We start from the raw sequence: 19,055 nt of genomic DNA, 5'->3' as shown, positions 1-19,055 counted from the left end.
AGCGGACTCAGCTCAGCGAGTCGATCCGCAACGTCTCCTTGACCTTGCCGGTGGCCACCGCGTGGTCCTTGAGATCGGACACGGTCAGCCTGTCGATCTCCAGCTGTTCGGTCAGCCGGTCCAGCCCCGCCTGGAGATCATCGAGGCGTTTGAGCCGAGACTGGATCAGCCACAGCCCGCGCTCCAGCGCGGCCAGTCTGCGCTGGGCGAGTTTGTCGCACCAGATCTGCATGAACCGGCCCTTGGTCTGCTGGAACCTTCCGATGCGGGTCGGCCTGAGGCTGTTCGAGTTGAACATGTCCTCGGGCAGAGTCGCCCGCCACACGCCGTTGGGCAGCTGGGTCAGCACGTCGGTCGTGGGCAGCCCCTGGCGGTCCAGCCAGCTCACCAGGACATCCTCCGGATCGGCCTCGGGTTCGCTGTTGAACAGGTTGCGGACCTCGGTCTGGGAGTCGCACAACCGGCTCAGCAGGTCGTCCGGCCCGCCGGGGAGCTGGCTGATGGCCAGCAGCCTGGTGTCGCCGCGGTCGGTGACCGTCTCCACCAGATGCAGCGGCAGGTAGACCTCCCACGCCTTGACCAGCCGCAGGTTCCGCAGTGTGCGCGGCAGGTTGTGCTCGTCCCGCTCCGGCAGGTTCTCCAACGCCCGCAGTGCGGCCGGGTCGAAGGCCACGCGTCCGTTGAGCACTCCCGCGGTCAGCAGCTGGAAGTACCTGAGGTCCTCATTCTCCGCGAGCACCGCGCGCCGGTCGAAGGTGCGGATCTCCCCGGCCTGGTGCTCGCGGGTGAGCGGGGTGAGACTCAAGGCGTCGAAGAGCAGGTTCTGCCTGGTCTCCTTCACCGTGTAGCGGATCGCCTCCCGCTGGGAGCGGGCGCCCAGCTCGGTGAGCCGGTAGTGCCCGTCCATCAGCACGACATGTCCGATGGCCTGCAGGAACCGCAGCACCCGGAGCACCAGCGGCGGCTCGATCCGGAAGAAGGCGGAAATGCCCTCGGCCGTGGTCACCCCCGCCTCACTGATCGCCCGTTCCACGTACTGGTCGAAGACCTCGTACTCCTCCTTCGACTCCACCTCGGCGAGCACCTCGACCTCCCACAGCGGGTACAGCATCGACAGACACCGAGTGGGCTGGATCCCAGGAATGGCCAGGCACAGGTCCAGCGCGCGGCCGATCGAGTGTGGCTTCCGGGACCGGAAACCGTTGGGGTCACTGTTCATCGTGCCCATCCTGTTCCAGCATGCGCAGCAGCTCCGCCGAAGGCAGGATCTGGCCGTGCCGGTGGACGTGCTCGGCCATCCGGATCATCAGCTGCCGGAACTCCTCATCCTTGGCCTGCAGCAGTCCGATCAGGTCGCCGACGACCACCAGCTGCTCCTTGGCACGGGTGATCGCCACGTTGAACCGGCGCAGCTCACGGAGGAAGCCGACCGCGCCGTCCGGGTTGCTCCGGGTGCAGCCGTAGACGACCAGATCCCGTTCCCCGCCCTGGAACGAGTCGACGGTGCCGACGTGATCCCGCACGGCCCGCTGACTGCCCAGTTCGGCGACCAGCGAGTCGCGGATGAGCTGGACCTGGCCGTTGTAGGGCACGATGACCGCCCACTCCTCGCCGCGCCGGGCCGCGTGCGCGATGAGCCGGGTGATGATCCTGGCCTCGAGGTGGTTCAGGTAGCCGGCCATGGTGCTGCCCTTGCCCCTGCTGAGGTCGGTCTCGGCCCGCTCCGGCTCCGGCTGGTCGCTGGTGTCGACGATGGCGAACGGGTGGCTGAACAGCGGGTCGTGGTGCACCCGGCGCACCGCGGAGCTCAGCCGCCCGTCGTAGAACTGGGTGGAGACGAACTCGGCGATGCTTTCCGGCATCCGCCGCTGCTCCCGCAACATGATCCGGTTCTCCGCCGGTGTGGTGTCGAACAGCGACTCGAACGCGCTGGCCAGCACCGTCCGGAGGCTGTGCGGATCCAGCCTGTCCCCGTCGGCCGGATCGGACAGCAGTTTCCTCAGTTCGGGCTCCACCAGCGGTGGTAGCTGCTGGTGGTCTCCGACAAGTACCGCGCGACGGGCCCGGACCAGCGGAACGAGCACCGTGGGCAGCGAGATCTGACCAGCCTCGTCGACGATCGCCACGTCGATCTCCAGCTCCTGCAGCAGCGACGCGTTGAGGCCGAGGCAGGTCGCGGCGACCACATCGGCGTAGCGGACCAGCTCGGTATGCAGTCGTCCGGCGGGTTCGTGCAGCTCGGCGCGCCACTCGTTGAGCAGACGCGATCTGGTCCCCAGCAAGGGCAGTTCCCGTTCCCACCATGCCAGGTGCCGCTGCCACGACGACAGATCGGCCCACGACACCTGCGGCGGCTGGGACAGTCCCGCGGTGGCCTGACGCAGCCGGGCCAGTCCGCTGTCGGCCTCGGTGAGGAAGCTGGTGAACCGGGCGGTGGCCGTGGCGAGCTCCGCGGCGATCTGGCAGGCCACCGGGTCGGCCGCGCCGACATCGGCCAGTCGCGCGTGCAACCGGGCCAGCTCGGCCTGGGTCAGGGCGAGCTGCTGTGCTGCCTCCCGCTCCTGCTGCCCGGCCACATCCAGCCGGCGTTCCCGGCGAGCCAGCTGCCAGCGGCGCCATGGCCGGAACAGGCTGTGCGCCAGTCGTTCGGCGGCCCGGTCCCGGCGCGCGGTCGCCTCCGCCAGCAACGGTCGCAGTTCGTTGAGGATCTGGGCCTGGGCGGTGGCCCGGTGGTCCAGTTCCCGCTGCTGCCCAAGCAGGGGCGCGCGAAGCTGGTCCGCATGCCGCTGGGCCCACCCGGAGAGCCGGTCCACCTCCCGCGCCGCGACCTCCGCGAGGCTGACCTGCTCGCCGGCCTGCCGCAGCCAGCTCTGCAACCCAGGCACCTGCTCACCGATGGCCAGCAGCCGGCCGGAGTCGCGGTCGATGCGCTCGATCATCGAGGTCTGCAGCGTGTCCGCCTGGGCGTCGACCGTTCGCCCGCGCGCGAACGTGGAGAGTTTGTCCTCATCGCCGACCCGCACCGACCGCAGCTGCCCGGGCAGCGCGGCCAGCGCGTTGTCCACCGCCTTGTTGGTGAAGGAGGTGAGCAGCACCCGCTCACCGCGGGCGGCGCAGGCGGCGGCGATCTCGGCGATCGTGCGGGTCTTGCCGGTGCCGGGCGGTCCCTGGATGAGCAGCAGGTCCGGCACCGAGCAGGCGCGGCTGAACGCCTCCCGCTGCGCGTCGTCCAGCCGGATCCCCGGTACCGGCCGCGGATCCGGCTGGTACGGGGTGAATCGGTGGTCCACCAGCAGCGGCAACAGATCCGGATTGGCGGTTTTCCCGTCCCGCAGGGCCGCGAGCGCCCGCTTCTGCGTGAAGTAGGTGTTCTCCACCGGCGCCACCTCCAGCCGGCCGGTCTGCGGGATCAGGCGAAAGTCCACCACGCCGTCGAACCGAAGGGTCAGCCACAGTCCGTCCACCCGGAAGATTCGGCCGCGCAGCTGGTCCCGGTCCTGGATTCGCACCTGTTCGCCGACCTGCACCGGGCACGGCCGGAGCAGGTTGAACTCGTACACACCCTTGGCGGAGTGCCGTTCCTCGGTGGTCGTGCGGACAGCCCGGTAGAGCATGGGTTCTCCCTGCCGGGCCTTGGCGATCTCCACCGTGCGCGACGCCTCCACCAGTTTGTCCACAGTGGACAGGTAGTGCTGTTCGTCGCCCACGGTCCGCCGCTCGGCCTGGTCAGCCTGATCCAGCAGGTGCGGCAGCCGCGTCCAGGCCGCGTTCAGCGCCTCCCAGTGGGTGTCCGAGTCGTCTGCCTGCGCCTGTCGCCGGTCGCTGTGGAACCGCCAGTCCGGCGCGTGCAACAACAACGCGCCGCGGGCGACGTTGCGGTGATCCCGGCCGGTCAGCCTGCCGATGTGGCCGACCTGGTAGTAGCCGGTCCTGGGGTAGAGGCTGATCGCGTAGTTCGCGCCGTAGAGGGTGAGCCGGGGGTTGCCGCTCAGTTCCAGCCGGGCCGGGACGCCCAGGTCGCCGCTCCGCGCCCGGAGATCGGCCTGGACCTCCATCAACTGCGGCAGCCCCGGCCTGCTCATCCGGTCCTGCTCGACCGTCGTCTGCACCTTGTGTGAGAACAACAGGACGATCGCCCTCGGCAGGTGCACCCGCTCCAGCGCGGTCATGCCAGCCGGCCGAGCCGTGCGGCGGCCGTGGCCAGTTGCCGGCCAAGCCCGGCCGCTGAGGGCTGACGCTTGGCGGGCTCGCCGCTCAGGGCCTGCCCCAGCGGCTGGTCGACAGCCGAGGTCAGCCCAGTGGCCAGGTGACTCGCCGGTGGCGGCTCGGGATAGACCGACGGTGGATGACCGGTGAGCACGTGATAGGCCAGCGCGGCGAGCTGATAGACGTCCACCCGTGGCTGGTCCGCGGCCTGCTCGGCCAGGTAGTGCTGTTCCGGGGCGCGGTAGTGCGGATGCCCCTCGTTCGCGGACCAGGGCACGGTCGCCAGGCCGGGATCCCGCAGTGCCACCCGCTGTCCGTTGTCGGAGAGCAGGAACTTCTCGGGGGCGAGCGCGCGATGCGCGTAACCCAGCTCGTGCAGCTCCCGCACCGCCGCGCAGCACCTGGCCAGTGTGGTGAGGAAACCGGTTGTTCGCCACGGATCCAGCGGTCTGCCCGGTGGGTAGGAGTCCAGCAATGTTCGCTGGTGCGGGCGAGCCAGCACCAGCGTGGTGGCACTGGGCTCGCGCAGCACGGAGAGCAGGCGAGGCGCGGTGACGCGGCGATCCCCGAGCAGACGAGCCTCCTGGTCCAGCGCCGCCAGCCGGTGCTGGACCTCCGGGCCGGCGCGGCGGAGCCGGACCTGACGGAGCACCACCGGGGCCAGTCCGGGTTCGAACTGGTCGGCGTCGGCGTCCCGCCACACCCAGGATCCGTCCCGCCCGGTGATCTCCTGGACGGCCGTGTGCACGACGAAGGCATGGCCGCCGGCGGTGACCTCGACGCCCGGCGCCCAGGGCTGATCAAGTTCGGGCAGGGCCGGTCGCGGAGCCGGTGACGGCGAGGACCGGCGGAGGGCGGGAGCGTGCCGTTCGATGGCCTCGAACAACAGCCTCTTGTCGATGTCCCACGAGGCCGAGCGGATGCGCACCGACTGCAGATCGGCCAGCCAGTGCAACACCTCGGGCAGTTCGGCGGCGCTGAGCCGGTTGTCCCGGTCCAGCACTGGGATGACCGGGATCCGGTGGGTGCGAGCCTCCAGCAGCTCCCGCCGCACCCAGTCCGCGGGGTCGTCAAGCCTGCGCCCGTTGGAGTCGGTGGCGGTGCTCCAGTCGCGGCCGATCATCGCCAGCACGACCTGGGCGTGCCGCAGGTTCGCCATGATCGCCGGGTCGAATTCCTCGCCCGGCGCGATCGAGCGGGTGGCACGGAAGATCTTCGTCCGGCCGAATCGCCCGGACAGCACCTCATCGATGAGCTTGTCCGCCCAGGGCATGTCGGTCTTGCGGTAGTTGATGAAGATCGCGTTCACGTGCTCACCGGTTCCGGGGTTCGTGCGCCGTGCTGGGCGGGTGATCAGTGCGGTGCGGCGTGGATGACATGGCTGATGTCCGTGGCCAGCCGCAGGCCGCGCTGGTGGCTGGTCCGCCGGTGCAGGGCCTGCCGGAGGTTGCCCAGATCGGCGGCGACCGTCGCCGAGGCGAGCAGGTCCGCCCCGTCCAGCAGCTGTTCGGTCAGCTCGCAGGCATGATCCAACTCGCCGGCCCTGGCGTGCGCCAGCGCCAGCCGTACCCCGAAGCGGACCCGGGTCCGCAGTGCGTCCGGGGCGACCTTGCCCAGCTCACGGTCCAGGATCTCGGCGGCCTCGGTGTGCTTGCCGAGGTCGGTCAGGCACCAGCCGGTGACCATGCCGACCGGATTGGTCACGCTCTGGGTGCCGATCACCGGTCCGGGCAACGGCCGGGTGGCGTCCTCGGCGAAGGACTGCTCGGCCCGCTCCAGCGCTCGGCGGCAGCTGTCGTAGTCGCCGAGCAGGGCATGGCCCTGTGCCTCCCGTTGCGCGGCGAGGGCGAGGATGCGCGGGGGTGTCTGTGCACGCCGCTGGGCCTGGCGGGCCAGCGCGACGGTCTGGCGGGCGCGGCCGGCGTACAGTTCGACCAGCGCCTGCCGTACCAGCGCGTAATCGGCCATGTCATGGTCTCCCGCGCTGGCCGCCGTGCTGGCCGCCGCCGCGGTCCACTCCCTGGCCTCCTTGTCGGCGCCGGCCTCCTGGGCCATCCAGCCCGCGAACTCGCTGTAGCGCGCGTCCAGCAGGATCAGCTCGCGTGGGACGGCCCGCATCGCACCGGTCCGCTCCCGTAGCAGTTTCAGGTGCGTTCCCACACTCCGGAGCACCTCGGGCGCGGCAGCCCGTTGGCCGTACTTCCGATCGTGGTCGAGCAGCCCGGTGAAGTAGTCCAGCGTCACGTCCGGCTCGGCTGGATCTCGGCGTCCACCGCCAAGCAACGGGCTGATGGCGAGCAGTAGCAGCGCCTCGCGGCGGTTTACCTCAGGGGAGGGGGCTTCGCCGCGGACAAGGCTCATTTCCGTCGGATACTCGCTATTCGAACTCGTGTTCGGTTGCGCGGTGCTCTGTGGCGAGATCAATCGGGTCAGTGTGCCGCCGGTCTTCAATAGACCGTCACAGGTGCGCGCGAGTTCGGCGCCCAGCCGCTTGCTGCCGGTCTCGATCTTGCTGAGGTACCCCTTCGAGAAGTGGGTGTGCATGGCCAGCTGCGTCAATGACAGCCCCGCCGCCGTGCGCAGCCGTCGCAACTCGGCACCGGCCGCTCTGTCCCCCTGTGTCACCACAACCCCCGGTTTCCGGTTGCCCACCAGAAGCGACCACGGGAAACCCCTCCCCAGGGGGCTGGTCGACAAGCACGCTGGTGTGCGGCAACGAAAAGTAGGCACGAGTTTCCCCATCCTAACCAGCCCGGTCCGAAGTGGACGCAAATTCATAGGGACGGACGACATGAGCGCCCAGGAGAGTTCCGGCAAGCACGAGATCCCGCCGGTGTCTGTGCGAAACCGCACACAAGCTGTTCCGACATTCCTTTTCATTACGGTGCAGGTGGCGGCTGTCGTTCACCTGCTGACCATGCCGCTGGCTCCCGTGTTCGCCCGCTTGGCGCTCGCGGTGGTCCTGGCTGGAGCCCTGGTCGCCGTGCACGACGCCTGGCGGGCGCATCGGCGTCGAGCCTGAGATCCGGCCAACCCGGACTGGTCAGCCCGTGGCCGGAGAGCCGGCCGCGGTCGAGCAGCTCGGCCTCGAAGAGAGTGACCGGATCATGCTCCGTGACGCTCGGTGTGCCCGCGGCTCGCCGGCAGGCGGCCTGCTCCAGCCGCCAGGCGAGGCCACGGAGCGCGGGATCGACCGTCAACACGGCCGAGATGACACCGAGTACCAGCTCCGACTCGACCTCGGTCCGCTCGTGCCGGCCCCAGCGGATGATGCGAGCGGCGGCTCGCTCCAGTCGCGGGATCATCATCCCGACCGGGCCAAGCAGCCACCTCGGCCCCTGCCACTGCGCGTTGGCCACCAGCTCCGACCACACCCGGTCCGCCAGCCGCCGGTTTCGCTGAGGCCGCCACACCAGGGGGCGTAGTTCGAGTAGGGGCACAGTTCTTCCGGAAAGCTCGTCACTGAGCCGAGCGCCGGTCAACCCCAACGCGTCAGGGCCGCGGCAGGCGGCCCGGAACTGCTTCTCCAGCACAGCGAGCGGCCGTGCTTCATCACCATTCCGCATGTACGCCTCTCGTGAGCTCGATCGACATCCTGAAGCAGTCTGATGTTGCGCTGGTGCTGGCGGAAGAGGTTTCCCGTTTCCCGTCTTTTAGGGAAGAGGAAACGGGAAACCCCTGTTCATCTACTGTTCCTCGTGGGATGTTGTGCCCGGGGCATCGCCGCTGAAAGGAACATCCGCGTGTCGGGAATTTTTATCAACTATCAGACAGCTGATAGCGCGCTGGTTGCCGCTCATATGGACAAAATACTGTCCGATGTATTCGGTGCTGATCAGGTGTTCTACGCTTCACGCTCAATTCCACTGGCCAAGTCCTTCGACCCTGAGATCCTTGCCCGGCTGCGGGATTCGGACGTGCTGCTCGTGCTGATCGGCCAGCGCTGGTTCGGCGAGGAGCAGAACGGCTCCCGACAGCGGATCGACAACCCGGAGTACTGGCCACGCAGGGAGATCATCGAGGCGTTCGCGCACGGTGTCCTGGTGGTCCCGGTAATGCTGGAACGAATGCCCCGGCTTGCCCCGGAGACACTCCCGGCCGAGCTCGCCGAGCTGGCCGACCTCCAGTCCGTCCGGCTGGACCACCAGGATCTCGACACCGGGTACGCGAAGCTCGTGGCCAGACTCGGTGAGCTGGTACCCATGCTCGGCATCATCGCCTCCGCCGAGGTCAGCCTGGCCGTGGACTGGTGGACGGACTGGGCAGCCGCCACCACCCCGTCATTGCCGTCCGAACTCCTGATCGCCGGCCGCGACGCCGAAGCGGCGGAACTGCGGCTCCGCCTGGACGGGCCGCCCGCGGTGACGGTCGTCTCCGCACCGGCCAGGGCGGAGGCGCTGGCCTTCGCGGTGGCAGTGCTCCGGACCGGGGACCACCTGGTGAGCCCTGGCCCGATGGTAGTGACCGGCGGGGACGGCTGGTCGCTGTGCCTGCGCGGTCCCGCGTCGCTGGTGCTCATCGCCGACCACGAGGAGCCCGCGACGCACCAGGCACTCGCCGCCGGGCACCACGTGATCATCCCCGCGGGGCCTGGACAGCGACCGGCCAGGAATGGCATCAGGCTGCCGAGGTTGAGCCGGGAAGCCGCGGCAGCGGCACTGCACACGGCTGGCCTGCCCCTGGAACAGGCTGACACCTTGGCCGCGGTGGCCCGGCGAAACCTGATGTCGTTGCGCCGCAGACTCGCGGTCAACCAGGCGCCCGCCCGGCCGGGCTGGGCGAGTGAGCTGGATGCCGGGCTCGCCGCCACGTTGCTGCTCGCCGGTTCGTGGGAGGCCACCGACGCGCACGACCAGGTGGCTGTCGCCGAGCTGACCGGGCGCGGGTACGCCGAGGTGGAGCGCGCGCTGCGGCGCTGGGAGGGCACTGACGACCCGCCACTGCGCAGGGCGGGCAGGCGGTGGCGGGTCGCTGATCCGGTGGACAACTGGCTGCTGTCACACCCGATGCTGGCTGACCAGGATCTGACCCGCTGGTTCGAGCTGGCGGTCCGGGTGCTGACCGAGCCGGACCCGAGGGTGGACCTCGGTGCCGCGGACCAGGCGACCTCCCAGCTCGTCGGCCCACAGCAGAGGTGCTCGAACACCTTGCGACTGGGCCTGGCTGGAGCCGCGGCCCTGCTCGGTGCCGAAGGAGAGACCGAGCTGGCCGGCGGTCACACCGCGGCAGCGCATGCGGAACGGTTGACCGCAGCGGTCCTCGACGCCGCCCTCACCGATCGGACCGGCCTGTTGTGGCGGTCGCTCTCGGAGTTGCTGCCGCAGCTGGCCGAGGCCGCCCCGCGGCGTTTCCTGGCGGCGGTCGACCGCGGGCTGACCGACCGGGATCCGTTGCTGGCCAGCCTGTTCCAGGACTCCGGCCCGGCCGCCTCGTGGGGGCGTGCGGCCACCCATGTCGGGTTGCTCTGGGCACTGGAGTGCCTGTGCTGGTCGCCGGAACACCTCCCGGACGCGGCCGACGCGCTGGCCAGGCTCGCCGTCATCGACCCTGGCGGGCGGGTCGCCAACCGGCCGCATGACTCCCTGCGACGGATCTTCCTACCGCTGCGCCCGTGCACCGCGGCCACTGCCCCGGACCGGCTCGCTGTGCTGAACGGCCTCCGGATCCGGCATCCGGAGGTGGGCTGGCGGCTCCTGCTCGACCTGCTGCCCAGCCGGGAGGTGCACACCATGCGCACGGCGACCCCGATGTACCGGGACTGGCTGCCCACCACCGCCCCGGTGACTGAACCGGAGTGGGCCCCGACCATCGAACAGCTGGTGGATTGGGCGGTGACCGGGGCGGGCGTCGATCCACGCCGCTGGTGCGAACTTCTCCGACTGCTCGACCACCTCGCACCCGCCCACCGAGAGCCGGTGCTGGCCGCTGTGACCGCTCTGGCCCCGGATTCTCTCGACCCGGCGGACCGGCTCGACCTCTGGCGCGCGCTCACCGCTCATCTCGACCATCACCGGAATTTCCCGGAGGACGCCTGGACGTACAGCGCGGCGGACCTCGCCAGGCTGACCGGGTACGCGGACACACTGGAGCCGCCGGACTCGGTCGAGCCGTGGGCTCGCCTGTTCGCCTGGACGGACCTGGACGACGGGACGGAGCTGCGCCCGGGGCGAGTGGACGCGATCCGCCAGGTGTTCGCGCGTTCGGGTGTGCCCGGCCTGGCCCGGCTTGCCGCGGCCAGCACACGCCCTGAACTGGTTGGCGTGCTGACGCCGGCAGCGGTGCCGGAGGAGCTGGACGCGGAGCTGTGGCCGTTGCTGGGCGAAGCCGGCACGCGGCTGTTCGCCATGGGCTGGGCGGCCGGCGTCAGGGGCGATCGTGGCTGGTCGTGGGTTGAGGAGACCTGGTCCAGGCACACCGGGGCAACGGTGGCAGCCAAGATCGCCTTTCTGCAGGCGATGCCTGGTGATGAGCAGACCTGGCAGCTGGTGGCTGACGGCGGACCGGAGGTCGAGGAGGGGTATTGGCGGACGATCGGGGCCAACCCGCGGCCGGAACACGCCGAGCGGTACATCATCGAACTGCTGCGCTGGCAACGTCCGTGGCTGGCCATTTCCTACCTGTCGCTGCGCACCCGCCCGTACCCCGGACAGGACTGGGTCGCGCCGGTCGAGCTGGTCGAGCGGGTGCTGGAGGCCGCGGCCACGAGCGACCTGCGGCAGGAACCGATCGCCACTCCCGGCTACCACCTCGCCCGCCTGCTGGACCACCTCATGGCCGCCGGCGCGCCGGCCGCGACGGTCGTGCGCTTCGAGTGCTTGCACGACCCGCTGCTGACCAATTTCCGGCCACCCCGGGCGACGCACAACGAGATCACCGCCAATCCTCGGTTCTTCGTGGACCTGGCCGCGATCGCCCAGCCGGTCACCGGTGGGCGTCAGTCAGAGCAGCCCGTGGACGAGGGCTTCAGAGGGTTCGCCATCAGGGTGTTGTCGATCTCCCCGGTGCTGCCGGGCAGAACGAGCGACGGCGGTCTTGATCGCAAGTACCTGATCGAGTGGGTGCGTGCCGCCCGGACACTGGCGGCCGAACGAGGCTGCCTTGAATTTGTCGACAACTGCATCGGCACGCTGCTCGCCGGGGCGCCACTGGGAGACGACGGGGCCTGGCCGGACGAGGCGGTCAGGGACATCGTGGAAAGCATCGCGGACAACCACTTGGCTGAAGGGTTGAGTATCGGGTTCATGAACCGTCGGAGAGACATCGTTCGTGAAAACAATGAAGGTGACCGACAGGAAAAAATGCTGTCCGGGAAACTTCGTGAATGGTCGACCATTATCGCGCCGACGTGGATCCGATCCGCGCGGCTGCTCCGTGAAATGGCCGACTGGCTTGATGGGATTAGTCGCGCGCTGGACCAACGCGGTGACGCCTGATGTGGCGGGGTCGCAGTGGGAGTGGCGGCCCCGCCACGTGCGGTCGAGGGAGACCGCCTGCGGACACCGTCGCGACCCCCAGTCACGACGGTGCCTTCTGCGGTCAGTTCTAACTGATCTCGCGTTGTCTGGCTTCGAGGACGACGACGTACAACCAACCGCCGCACAACGCAGGCAGCTTGACCTGCGCGGATGGCTGTGACGACTAATGGGTCTTGCTGTCCGGACCGGACGCTGGCTACCTTTCTGGATCGTTCAACCAGCAGAACACCGTTCACACACATGAACAATGAGGTGGTGTTGTGTCCCGGTTCCGCCTGTTCGTCCTGGTTCTCGCCCTCGCAATGGTCACGACCGGCCTAGTCGTCCCGGCGCCGGTCGCCGTCGCTTATGCGGCGCCTTCGCTACGCCAGCATTCCGGACTGGATTCCGGCTGGCGATTCACCCGCGCCGATGTGCCCGGCGCCCAGGCGCCCGGATTCAACGACTCGTCCTGGTCGGCGGTGTCCGTTCCGCACACCTGGAATTCCCGGGACGGGCAGGACGGTGGCAGCAATTACCACCGTGGCATCGGCTGGTACCGGCGGACCGTGACGCCGTCGGCCGGCTGGACCGGGAAACGGGTCTGGTTGCAGTTCGACGGGGTCAATTCGGTGGCCGAGGTGTGGCTCAACGGGACCCGGCTCGGCGAACACCGCGGCGGCTACGCGGCATTCCGGTTCGACGCCACCGCCGCCCTGCGCATCGGGCAGGACAACATCCTCGCGGTGCGGGTCAACAACGCGGCCAACCCGGATATCGCGCCCATCTCCGCCGACTACACCTTCTTCGGCGGCATCTACCGCTCCGTCCGGCTCACCGCCGTCGACCCCCTGGCCATCCGGCTCGGCGACTACGGCGGTCCCGGCGTCTACCTGCGGCAACGGTCCGTCACCGCCGCCTCCGCCACCGTCGAGGTGACCAGCAAAGCCTGGAACAACCACCCCGCCGCCCGGCAGGTGCGGGTGCGGACCGTGCTGACCGACGCGGCAGGCTCGATCGTCGCCGAGACCACCTCGGCCACCAGGACCGTGGCCGCGGCCGGCGAGTTCACCACCGTGCAGAGCCTGACCGTGCGCAACCCGCGCCGCTGGCAGGGCAAAACCGACCCTTACCTGCACCAGGCGCACGTGGAGATCATCGACGCGGCCACCGGGCGGGTCACCGACGTGCTCACCCAGCCGCTCGGGCTGCGCGCGGCCACCGTGGACGCCGGCACCGGGTTCTCGCTCAACGGGCAACGCCTCCAGCTGCGCGGGGTCAACGCGCACCAGGACCGCCTGGATCACGGCTGGGCGGTCAGCCCGGCCCAGCAGACCCAGGACTTCGACCTCATGGACGAGATGGGCGTCAACGCCTACCGGACCGCGCACTACCAGCAGTCCCAGCACGTCCTGGACCTGGCCGACCGGCGCGGCTACGTGGTGTGGACCGAGATCCCGCTGGTCAACCAGGTCACCGACTCCGCGGGCTTCCGGGCCAACCTGCAACAGCAGCTCCACGAGCTGATCCGGCAGAACTTCAACCACCCCTCGGTCTTCTTCTGGGGCATCGGCAACGAGCAGGCCAGCGACAACGCCGTCACCAACGGGATTCTGGACACCCTCGCCGCCCAGGTCGAGGCCGAGGACTCCGGGCGGCTGTCCACCTACGCCACGCACAAGGGCGACACCGACGGACTCGCCGGGCACACCGACGTGATCGGCTACAACAAGTACTACGGCTGGTACGGGCTCAGCGACACCGGCCCCGGCAAATGGGCCGACCAGCTGCACGCCAAGGACCCCGGCCGCCGGATCAGCATCAGCGAATACGGTGCCGGCGCCAGCGTGCACCAGCACGAGGAAAACCCGAAACCGCCGGTCACCACCGGAAAATGGCATCCGGAGGAATACCAGAACCTGCTGCACGAGAACCACTGGAAACAGCTGGACACCCGGCGCTACCTGTGGGGCAGCTTCGTCTGGAACATGTTCGACTTCGCCGTGGACAGCCGCTCCGAGGGCGACACCGACGGCCGCAACGACAAGGGCCTGGTCACCTACGACCGGCAAACCCGCAAGGACGCCTTCCACTACTACAAGGCCAACTGGACCGACACGCCCACCGTGTACCTGGCCAGCCGCCGCTGGACCCAGCGCACCACCGCGGCCACCACGGTCAAGGTCTACGCCAACCTGGACTCGGTCACCCTCACCGTCAACGGCGTCTCCCACGGCGCCAGAACCGCGGCCGACCGCATCCACACCTGGCCGGTGACCCTGCGACCCGGCGCCAACACGGTCACCGTGACCGGCCTCAAAAACGGCCGCACCCACACCGACACCGTGACCTGGAATCTGGCCGGCTGAACCGAGCCGGGAAAGAGGGAAGGCCCGCACAATCCTCCGGTTGTGCGGGCCTCCGGTGCGCGATCCCCAGTGCTCGCGCTCTGCGTGACCCCAGTACCCCCCAGTACTCGTGTCAGCCCCTCACGAACAGTTTTAGCCGTTCCGTTGTTGTGTGGCTTCGCGCCACCCACTACACAATCAACCCGCACACAATCCGGGGTGGGGGTTATGCCACGTCCAGAACGTCCGCTGGATCCGGCTGCCGGACCGATCCAGCGATTCGCCGGGGAGCTGCGCGCGCTGCGCCAGCAGGCCGGAAACCCGAGCTACCGCGAACTCGCCCGCCAGGCGCACTTCTCCATGGCCACCCTCGCCCAGGCCGCCCGCGGCGACCGGCTGCCCAGCCTGGCCGTCACCCGCGCCTACGTCCGGGCCTGCGGCGGCGCGGAGGACGAGTGGGAACAGCGGTGGCGGGACACGGTCGCCGAACTCGAACCGGACGGCCCGCGCGAGACCGACACCGGCCAGCCGCCCTACCCGGGACTGGCCGCCTTCCAGGCCGAGGACGCCGACCGGTTCTTCGGCCGCGCCGACCTGGTGCGCAAACTCCTCGACCTGCTCACCGTCCGGCGCTTCGTCGCGGTGGTCGGCGCCTCCGGCTCCGGCAAGTCCTCGGTGCTGCGCGCCGGCGTGCTGCCCAAAGCCGGGCCCGCGCTGGTGATCACCCCCGGCGCCCGGCCCCTGGAGGAATGCGCGGTGGCCCTGGCCGCCCGGCTGCGCACCCCCGCCGGCGGACTGGCCGCCGACCTGCGGGACCAGCCGCGCAACCTCGGGCTCGCGCTGCGCCAACTCCTCGAGCGCGAACCGGCCGGAGCCGAGTTCCTGCTGGTCGTGGACCAGTTCGAGGAACTGTTCACCCTCTGCGCCGACCCCGCCGAACGCTCCGCCTTCCTGGCCGCCCTGCGCGCGGCCACCGACGACGACATCACCGGCCGGGCCCGCGTGGTCATCGGCGTGCGCTCGGACTTCTACACGCACTGCCTGCAACGCCCCGAACTCGCCGGGATCCTGCAGGACGCGCAGATCGTCGTCGGCAGGCTCAGCACCGACGAACTGCGCGCGGCCATCGTCGAACCCGCCGTCCGATCCGGCTGCACGGTGGAGACCGCGCTGGTCACCCGCCTGGTCGCGGACGCCTCCGGCCGGCCGGGCGTGCTGCCGCTGGTCTCGCACGCGCTGCTGGAAACCTGGCGCCGCCGTCGCGGCACCACCCTCACCCTGACCGGCTACGACGCCGTCGGCGGCATCGAACACGCCGTCGCCCGCACCGCCGAAGAAGTCCACAGTGGACTCACCGCGGACCAGCGCACCCTGCTGCGGCAGATCCTGCTGCGCCTGACCGCGCTCGGCGAGGGCACCGAGGACACCAAACGCCGCATCCACCGCGGCGAACTCGACACCGCCGACCCGGACACCGCGCTGGTGCTCGACCGGCTCACCGCGGCCCGCCTGCTCACCCGCGACGGCGACACCGTGGAGATCACCCACGAGGCGCTCATCCGGTCCTGGCCCCGGCTGCGCGGCTGGCTCACCGAGGACCGGGAAAGCCTGCGGGTGCACCGCCAGCTCACCGAGGCCGCCGCGGGCTGGGAGGCCGACCAGCGCGACCCCGGCGCGCTCTACCGCGGCTCCCGGCTGGCCGTGGCCAAGGACTGGGCCGGCCGCAACGACTCCACGCTCTCCGCAGGGGAACGGCGGTTCCTCGACGCCAGCCTGGCCGAACAGGCCCGGCAGGACCAGGTGGACCGGCGGCGCACCCGGCGGCTGTGGCAGGCCGTCGCACTGCTCACCGTGATGCTCGTGCTCAGCGTGGTGGCCACCGGCTTCGCCGTGGACTCCCAGCGAATGGCCGACGAGGAACGCACCACCACCCTCGCCCAGCAGGTCTCCGACCGGTCGATCTCCTTGCGCGGCACCAATCCCGCCCTGGCCGCCCGGCTCAGCCTGGCCGCCTACCGGCTCGCGCCGATCCCGGAGACCCGCGGCAACCTGTTGAGCACCAACGCCATCCACTACGCCAGCCCGCTCACCGAACAGGGCAACACCATCGGCGCGGCCATGTACAGCCCGGACGGCAGGCACCTGGTGGTGGCCAACCAGAACAGCACGCTGAGCCTGTGGGATGTCAGCGATCGCAGGCACCCGTACCGGCTGCGCACCCTGCACGGGCACAGCGGCCCGGTGGCCGCGCTCGCCTACCGGCCCGGCGGCGGCCTGGTCGCCTCCGGCGGCGCCGGCGTGATCTTCTGGGATGTCAGCGATCCGCGGCAGAGCAAGGAGATCGGCCGGTTGCCGTGGCAGGGCGCCCCGGTCAGCGCACTGGCCTTCGACCGCGCCGGCGGACTGCTCGCGGTGGCCGGAGTGGACGGCGTGGTCGAACTCTGGGACGTGCGCGATCCGGCCGCGGCCAAGCCACGGGCCAAGTTCAAGGAGGCCAGGACCGTGCACGGCATCGCCTTCAGCCCGGACGGCCGCACCTTCGCCATCGCAGGCTCCGGCGACCAGCCGGTGCGGTTCTGGGACATCCGCGACCCGGCCGCCCCGCGCCCGACGGGCAGCCTGCAGGTGGCCCGCTCGGGCAACCTGCCGGTGGACCGGCAGACCGCCTTCGGCGCGGCCTTCAACCGCGACGGAACCCTGTTCGCCACCGGCGCGGTCGACCGCAGCGTGCGGGTGTGGGACCTGCGCGACCCGGCCAACCCCGTCGCGCTGCCCCGCCTGGAAGGCCACCGGGACACCGTCTTCGACCTCGCCTTCAGCCCGACCGGGGACACCCTGGTTTCCGCCGCGCTGGACAACGACCTCCGGGTCTGGCACCTGCGCGACCGCGCCCGGCCGAGGGCGGGCGCGGTGCTGAGCAAGCACACCGACATCGTGCGTTCGGTGGTCTTCCACCCCGACGGCGCCACCCTGGCCTCCGGCAGCCTGGACCAGAGCGTGCGACTGTGGGACTTCGCCAACCCGGAACGCCCGGTGGAGCTGCCCGAGCTGAGCGCGCACACCGGGCCGGTGCGCACCGCGGTGCTGCACCCCAACCAGAAACTGCTCGTCACCGGCGGCGCCGACCACACCGTGCGGCTGTGGGACGTGCGCGACCAGCGGCACCCGAGACTGGTCAAGGTGCTGGAAAGCCACCACGACATGGTCTACGACGTCCGGTTCAGCCCCGACGGCTCGCTGCTGGCCACCGCCACCCTGGACGGCAAGGTCCGCCTGTGGTCGGTGACCAACCTGACCGAGGTCACCCTGCGCGGCACCCTGGACGGCCACGAGGACGGGGTGCTGTCGGTGGCCTTCGCCGACGGCGGCGCCACCCTGATCACCGGCAGCATCGACAGCACGGTGCTGATGTGGGACATCCGCGATCCGGCCAACCCCCGCCGCGGCGCCCAGCTGACCAGCCCCACCGACGCCATCATGGGCGTGTCCTACAACGAGAAAACCCGCATCCTGGCCGCCGCGGCCGCCGACCGCACCATCCGGCTGTGGCGGATCGAGAACTACCGGCAAGCCACCGCGCTGGCCACCGCCACCGGACACCTGGACCTGCCCTACTCGGTCGCGATCAACCCCGAGGGCACCCTGGTCGCCTCCACCGGCGCGGACCACTCGGTGCGGATGTGGGACATCCGCAATCCGGCCGACCCCAGACTGGTGGACGCCAGGACCGAACACGGCAACACCACCTACTCGGTGGCCTTCAGCCCCGACGGCCGCACGGTGGCCAGCACCGGCGCCGACCAGACGCTGCGGCTGTGGGAGGTCTCCGCCGAGGGCAGGTTGACCGAGTCCGCGGTGCTGGCCCTGCACAAGGACCGGGTGTACAGCGCGCAGTTCAGCCCGGACGGCAAGACGGTGGTCAGTGGCGGGCATGACGGGGTGGTGCTGTTGTGGGACGCCGATCCGGAACAGGCGGCCGCGGCGGTGTGCGGGCTGCCCGGGGCGGAGCTGACCGAGCAGGAGTGGAACCAGTACTTCCCCGGCGTCCCCCAACGCCCGCAGTGCCCCTGACCCACCACGGCCACCGTGCCGATCTTCCAGCGAGTTGGGCCAACTGGTACGCCGGGTTGGCACAAGTGGGCGTGCCAGTTGGCCCAAGTGGTACGGGTGCGCGGCTGTGGGTCAGCCGTTGAAGGTGTCGGGGTGCGGGCCGGTGCGGTGGCCGTCGTGCAGGGCGGTGATCGCGGTGAGGTCGTCCTGGGTCAGGTCGAAGTCGAAGACGTTCAGGTTTTCCTTGATGCGGGACGGGGTCACCGACTTCGGGATGACGATGTTGCCGAGCTGGAGGTGCCAGCGCAGCACGACCTGGGCGGGGGTGCGGTCGTACTTGGTGGCCAGGCTGGTCAGCAGGTCGTGGTCGAGCAGGCCGCCCTTGGCCAGGGGGCTCCAGGCCTCGGTGGCGATGCCCAGGTCCTGGTGGGCGGCGCGCACCTCGGACTGGACCAGGCGCGGGTGCAGCTCGACCTGATTCACCGCGGGGACCACGCCGGTGGCGTCGACGATGTCGGAGAGGTGGCCGGGCTGGAAGTTGGACACGCCGATCGCGCGGACCCGGCCGTCAGCCTGCAGCTTGGTCAGCGCTTTCCAGGAGTCCACGTAACGGCCGTTCGCCGGCGCGGGCCAGTGGATCAGGTACAGGTCCAGGTAGTCCAGCTTCAGCTTGTCCAGGCTGACGTCGAAGGCGCGCAGCGCGCTGTCGTAGCCCTGGTCGCTGTTCCACAGCTTCGTGGTGATGAACAGCTCCTCGCGGGGGAGGTCCGCGGCGGCCAGGGCGGCGCCGACGCCTGCCTCGTTGCCGTAGATGGCCGCGGTGTCGATGCTGCGGTACCCGGCCGCCAGGGCGTGCGTGACGGCGGCCTCGGTCTCGGCGTCCGGCACCTGGAACACGCCGAAGCCCAGCTGCGGCATGGCCACCCCGTTGTTGAGGGTGAGGGACGGAACGGTGCTCATCGATCTTCCTTTCGTGGCGTGCGAGAAATCAGGGAGC

Annotated in this window: 9 protein-coding genes; 4 read left to right on the top strand and 5 right to left on the bottom strand. The window is 70.1% G+C overall.

Annotated features, from left to right (window positions below; translation table 11 throughout):
• Nucleotides 1-7: 7 nt before the first annotated feature.
• From MZC64_RS17085 to MZC64_RS17070, 4 genes are read right to left on the bottom strand one after another with little or no spacing between them, the layout of a single operon-like run.
• Nucleotides 8-1,219 (bottom strand): hypothetical protein, encoded by a 1,212-nt coding sequence (locus MZC64_RS17085; protein ID WP_247757699.1) that lies wholly within the window; start codon nucleotides 1,217-1,219, stop codon nucleotides 8-10.
• Nucleotides 1,209-4,169 (bottom strand): DEAD/DEAH box helicase, encoded by a 2,961-nt coding sequence (locus MZC64_RS17080; RefSeq protein WP_247757698.1) that lies wholly within the window; start codon nucleotides 4,167-4,169, stop codon nucleotides 1,209-1,211. The genes MZC64_RS17085 and MZC64_RS17080 overlap by 11 nt, the downstream gene beginning before the upstream one ends.
• On the bottom strand, nucleotides 4,166-5,515 hold the full coding sequence (locus MZC64_RS17075) for a TIR domain-containing protein (protein ID WP_247757697.1): 1,350 nt from the start codon (nucleotides 5,513-5,515) through the stop codon (nucleotides 4,166-4,168). The genes MZC64_RS17080 and MZC64_RS17075 overlap by 4 nt, the downstream gene beginning before the upstream one ends.
• A 44-nt stretch (nucleotides 5,516-5,559) precedes the next feature.
• Entirely contained in the window at nucleotides 5,560-6,948 is a 1,389-nt protein-coding gene (locus MZC64_RS17070; RefSeq protein WP_282105438.1) for a helix-turn-helix domain-containing protein, read from the bottom strand.
• A gap of 49 nt (nucleotides 6,949-6,997) precedes the next feature.
• On the opposite strand from MZC64_RS17070, the gene MZC64_RS17065 reads away from it, so the two are divergent.
• The 4 genes from MZC64_RS17065 to MZC64_RS17050 all read left to right on the top strand — a co-directional run bounded on the left by MZC64_RS17065 (nucleotide 6,998) and on the right by MZC64_RS17050 (nucleotide 18,079).
• Nucleotides 6,998-7,228: a hypothetical protein gene (locus MZC64_RS17065; protein ID WP_247757695.1), complete on the top strand. Its 231-nt coding sequence runs from the start codon at nucleotides 6,998-7,000 to the stop codon at nucleotides 7,226-7,228.
• 817 nt (nucleotides 7,229-8,045) lie between these two features.
• Nucleotides 8,046-11,639, top strand: a complete 3,594-nt coding sequence (locus MZC64_RS17060; protein WP_374205757.1) for a hypothetical protein — start codon at nucleotides 8,046-8,048, stop codon at nucleotides 11,637-11,639.
• A gap of 302 nt (nucleotides 11,640-11,941) precedes the next feature.
• Nucleotides 11,942-14,029 (top strand): glycoside hydrolase family 2 TIM barrel-domain containing protein, encoded by a 2,088-nt coding sequence (locus MZC64_RS17055; protein ID WP_247757693.1) that lies wholly within the window; start codon nucleotides 11,942-11,944, stop codon nucleotides 14,027-14,029.
• 207 nt (nucleotides 14,030-14,236) lie between these two features.
• Nucleotides 14,237-18,079 carry a hypothetical protein gene (locus MZC64_RS17050; protein WP_247757692.1) on the top strand — a complete coding sequence of 1,281 codons (3,843 nt, stop codon included), beginning with the start codon at nucleotides 14,237-14,239 and terminating at the stop codon, nucleotides 18,077-18,079.
• A gap of 111 nt (nucleotides 18,080-18,190) precedes the next feature.
• Here the strand turns inward: MZC64_RS17050 and MZC64_RS17045 are convergent, their stop codons facing one another.
• A complete protein-coding gene (locus tag MZC64_RS17045; RefSeq protein ID WP_247757691.1) occupies nucleotides 18,191-19,018 on the bottom strand; it encodes an aldo/keto reductase in 828 nt (275 codons plus the stop codon).
• Nucleotides 19,019-19,055: the final 37 nt, after the last annotated feature.

Origin of the sequence: Crossiella sp. S99.2 (assembly GCF_023094165.1) — a bacterium.
Taxonomy (GTDB): Bacteria; Actinomycetota; Actinomycetes; order Mycobacteriales; family Pseudonocardiaceae; genus Crossiella.
This window is presented reverse-complemented; position numbering and strand designations above follow the sequence as displayed.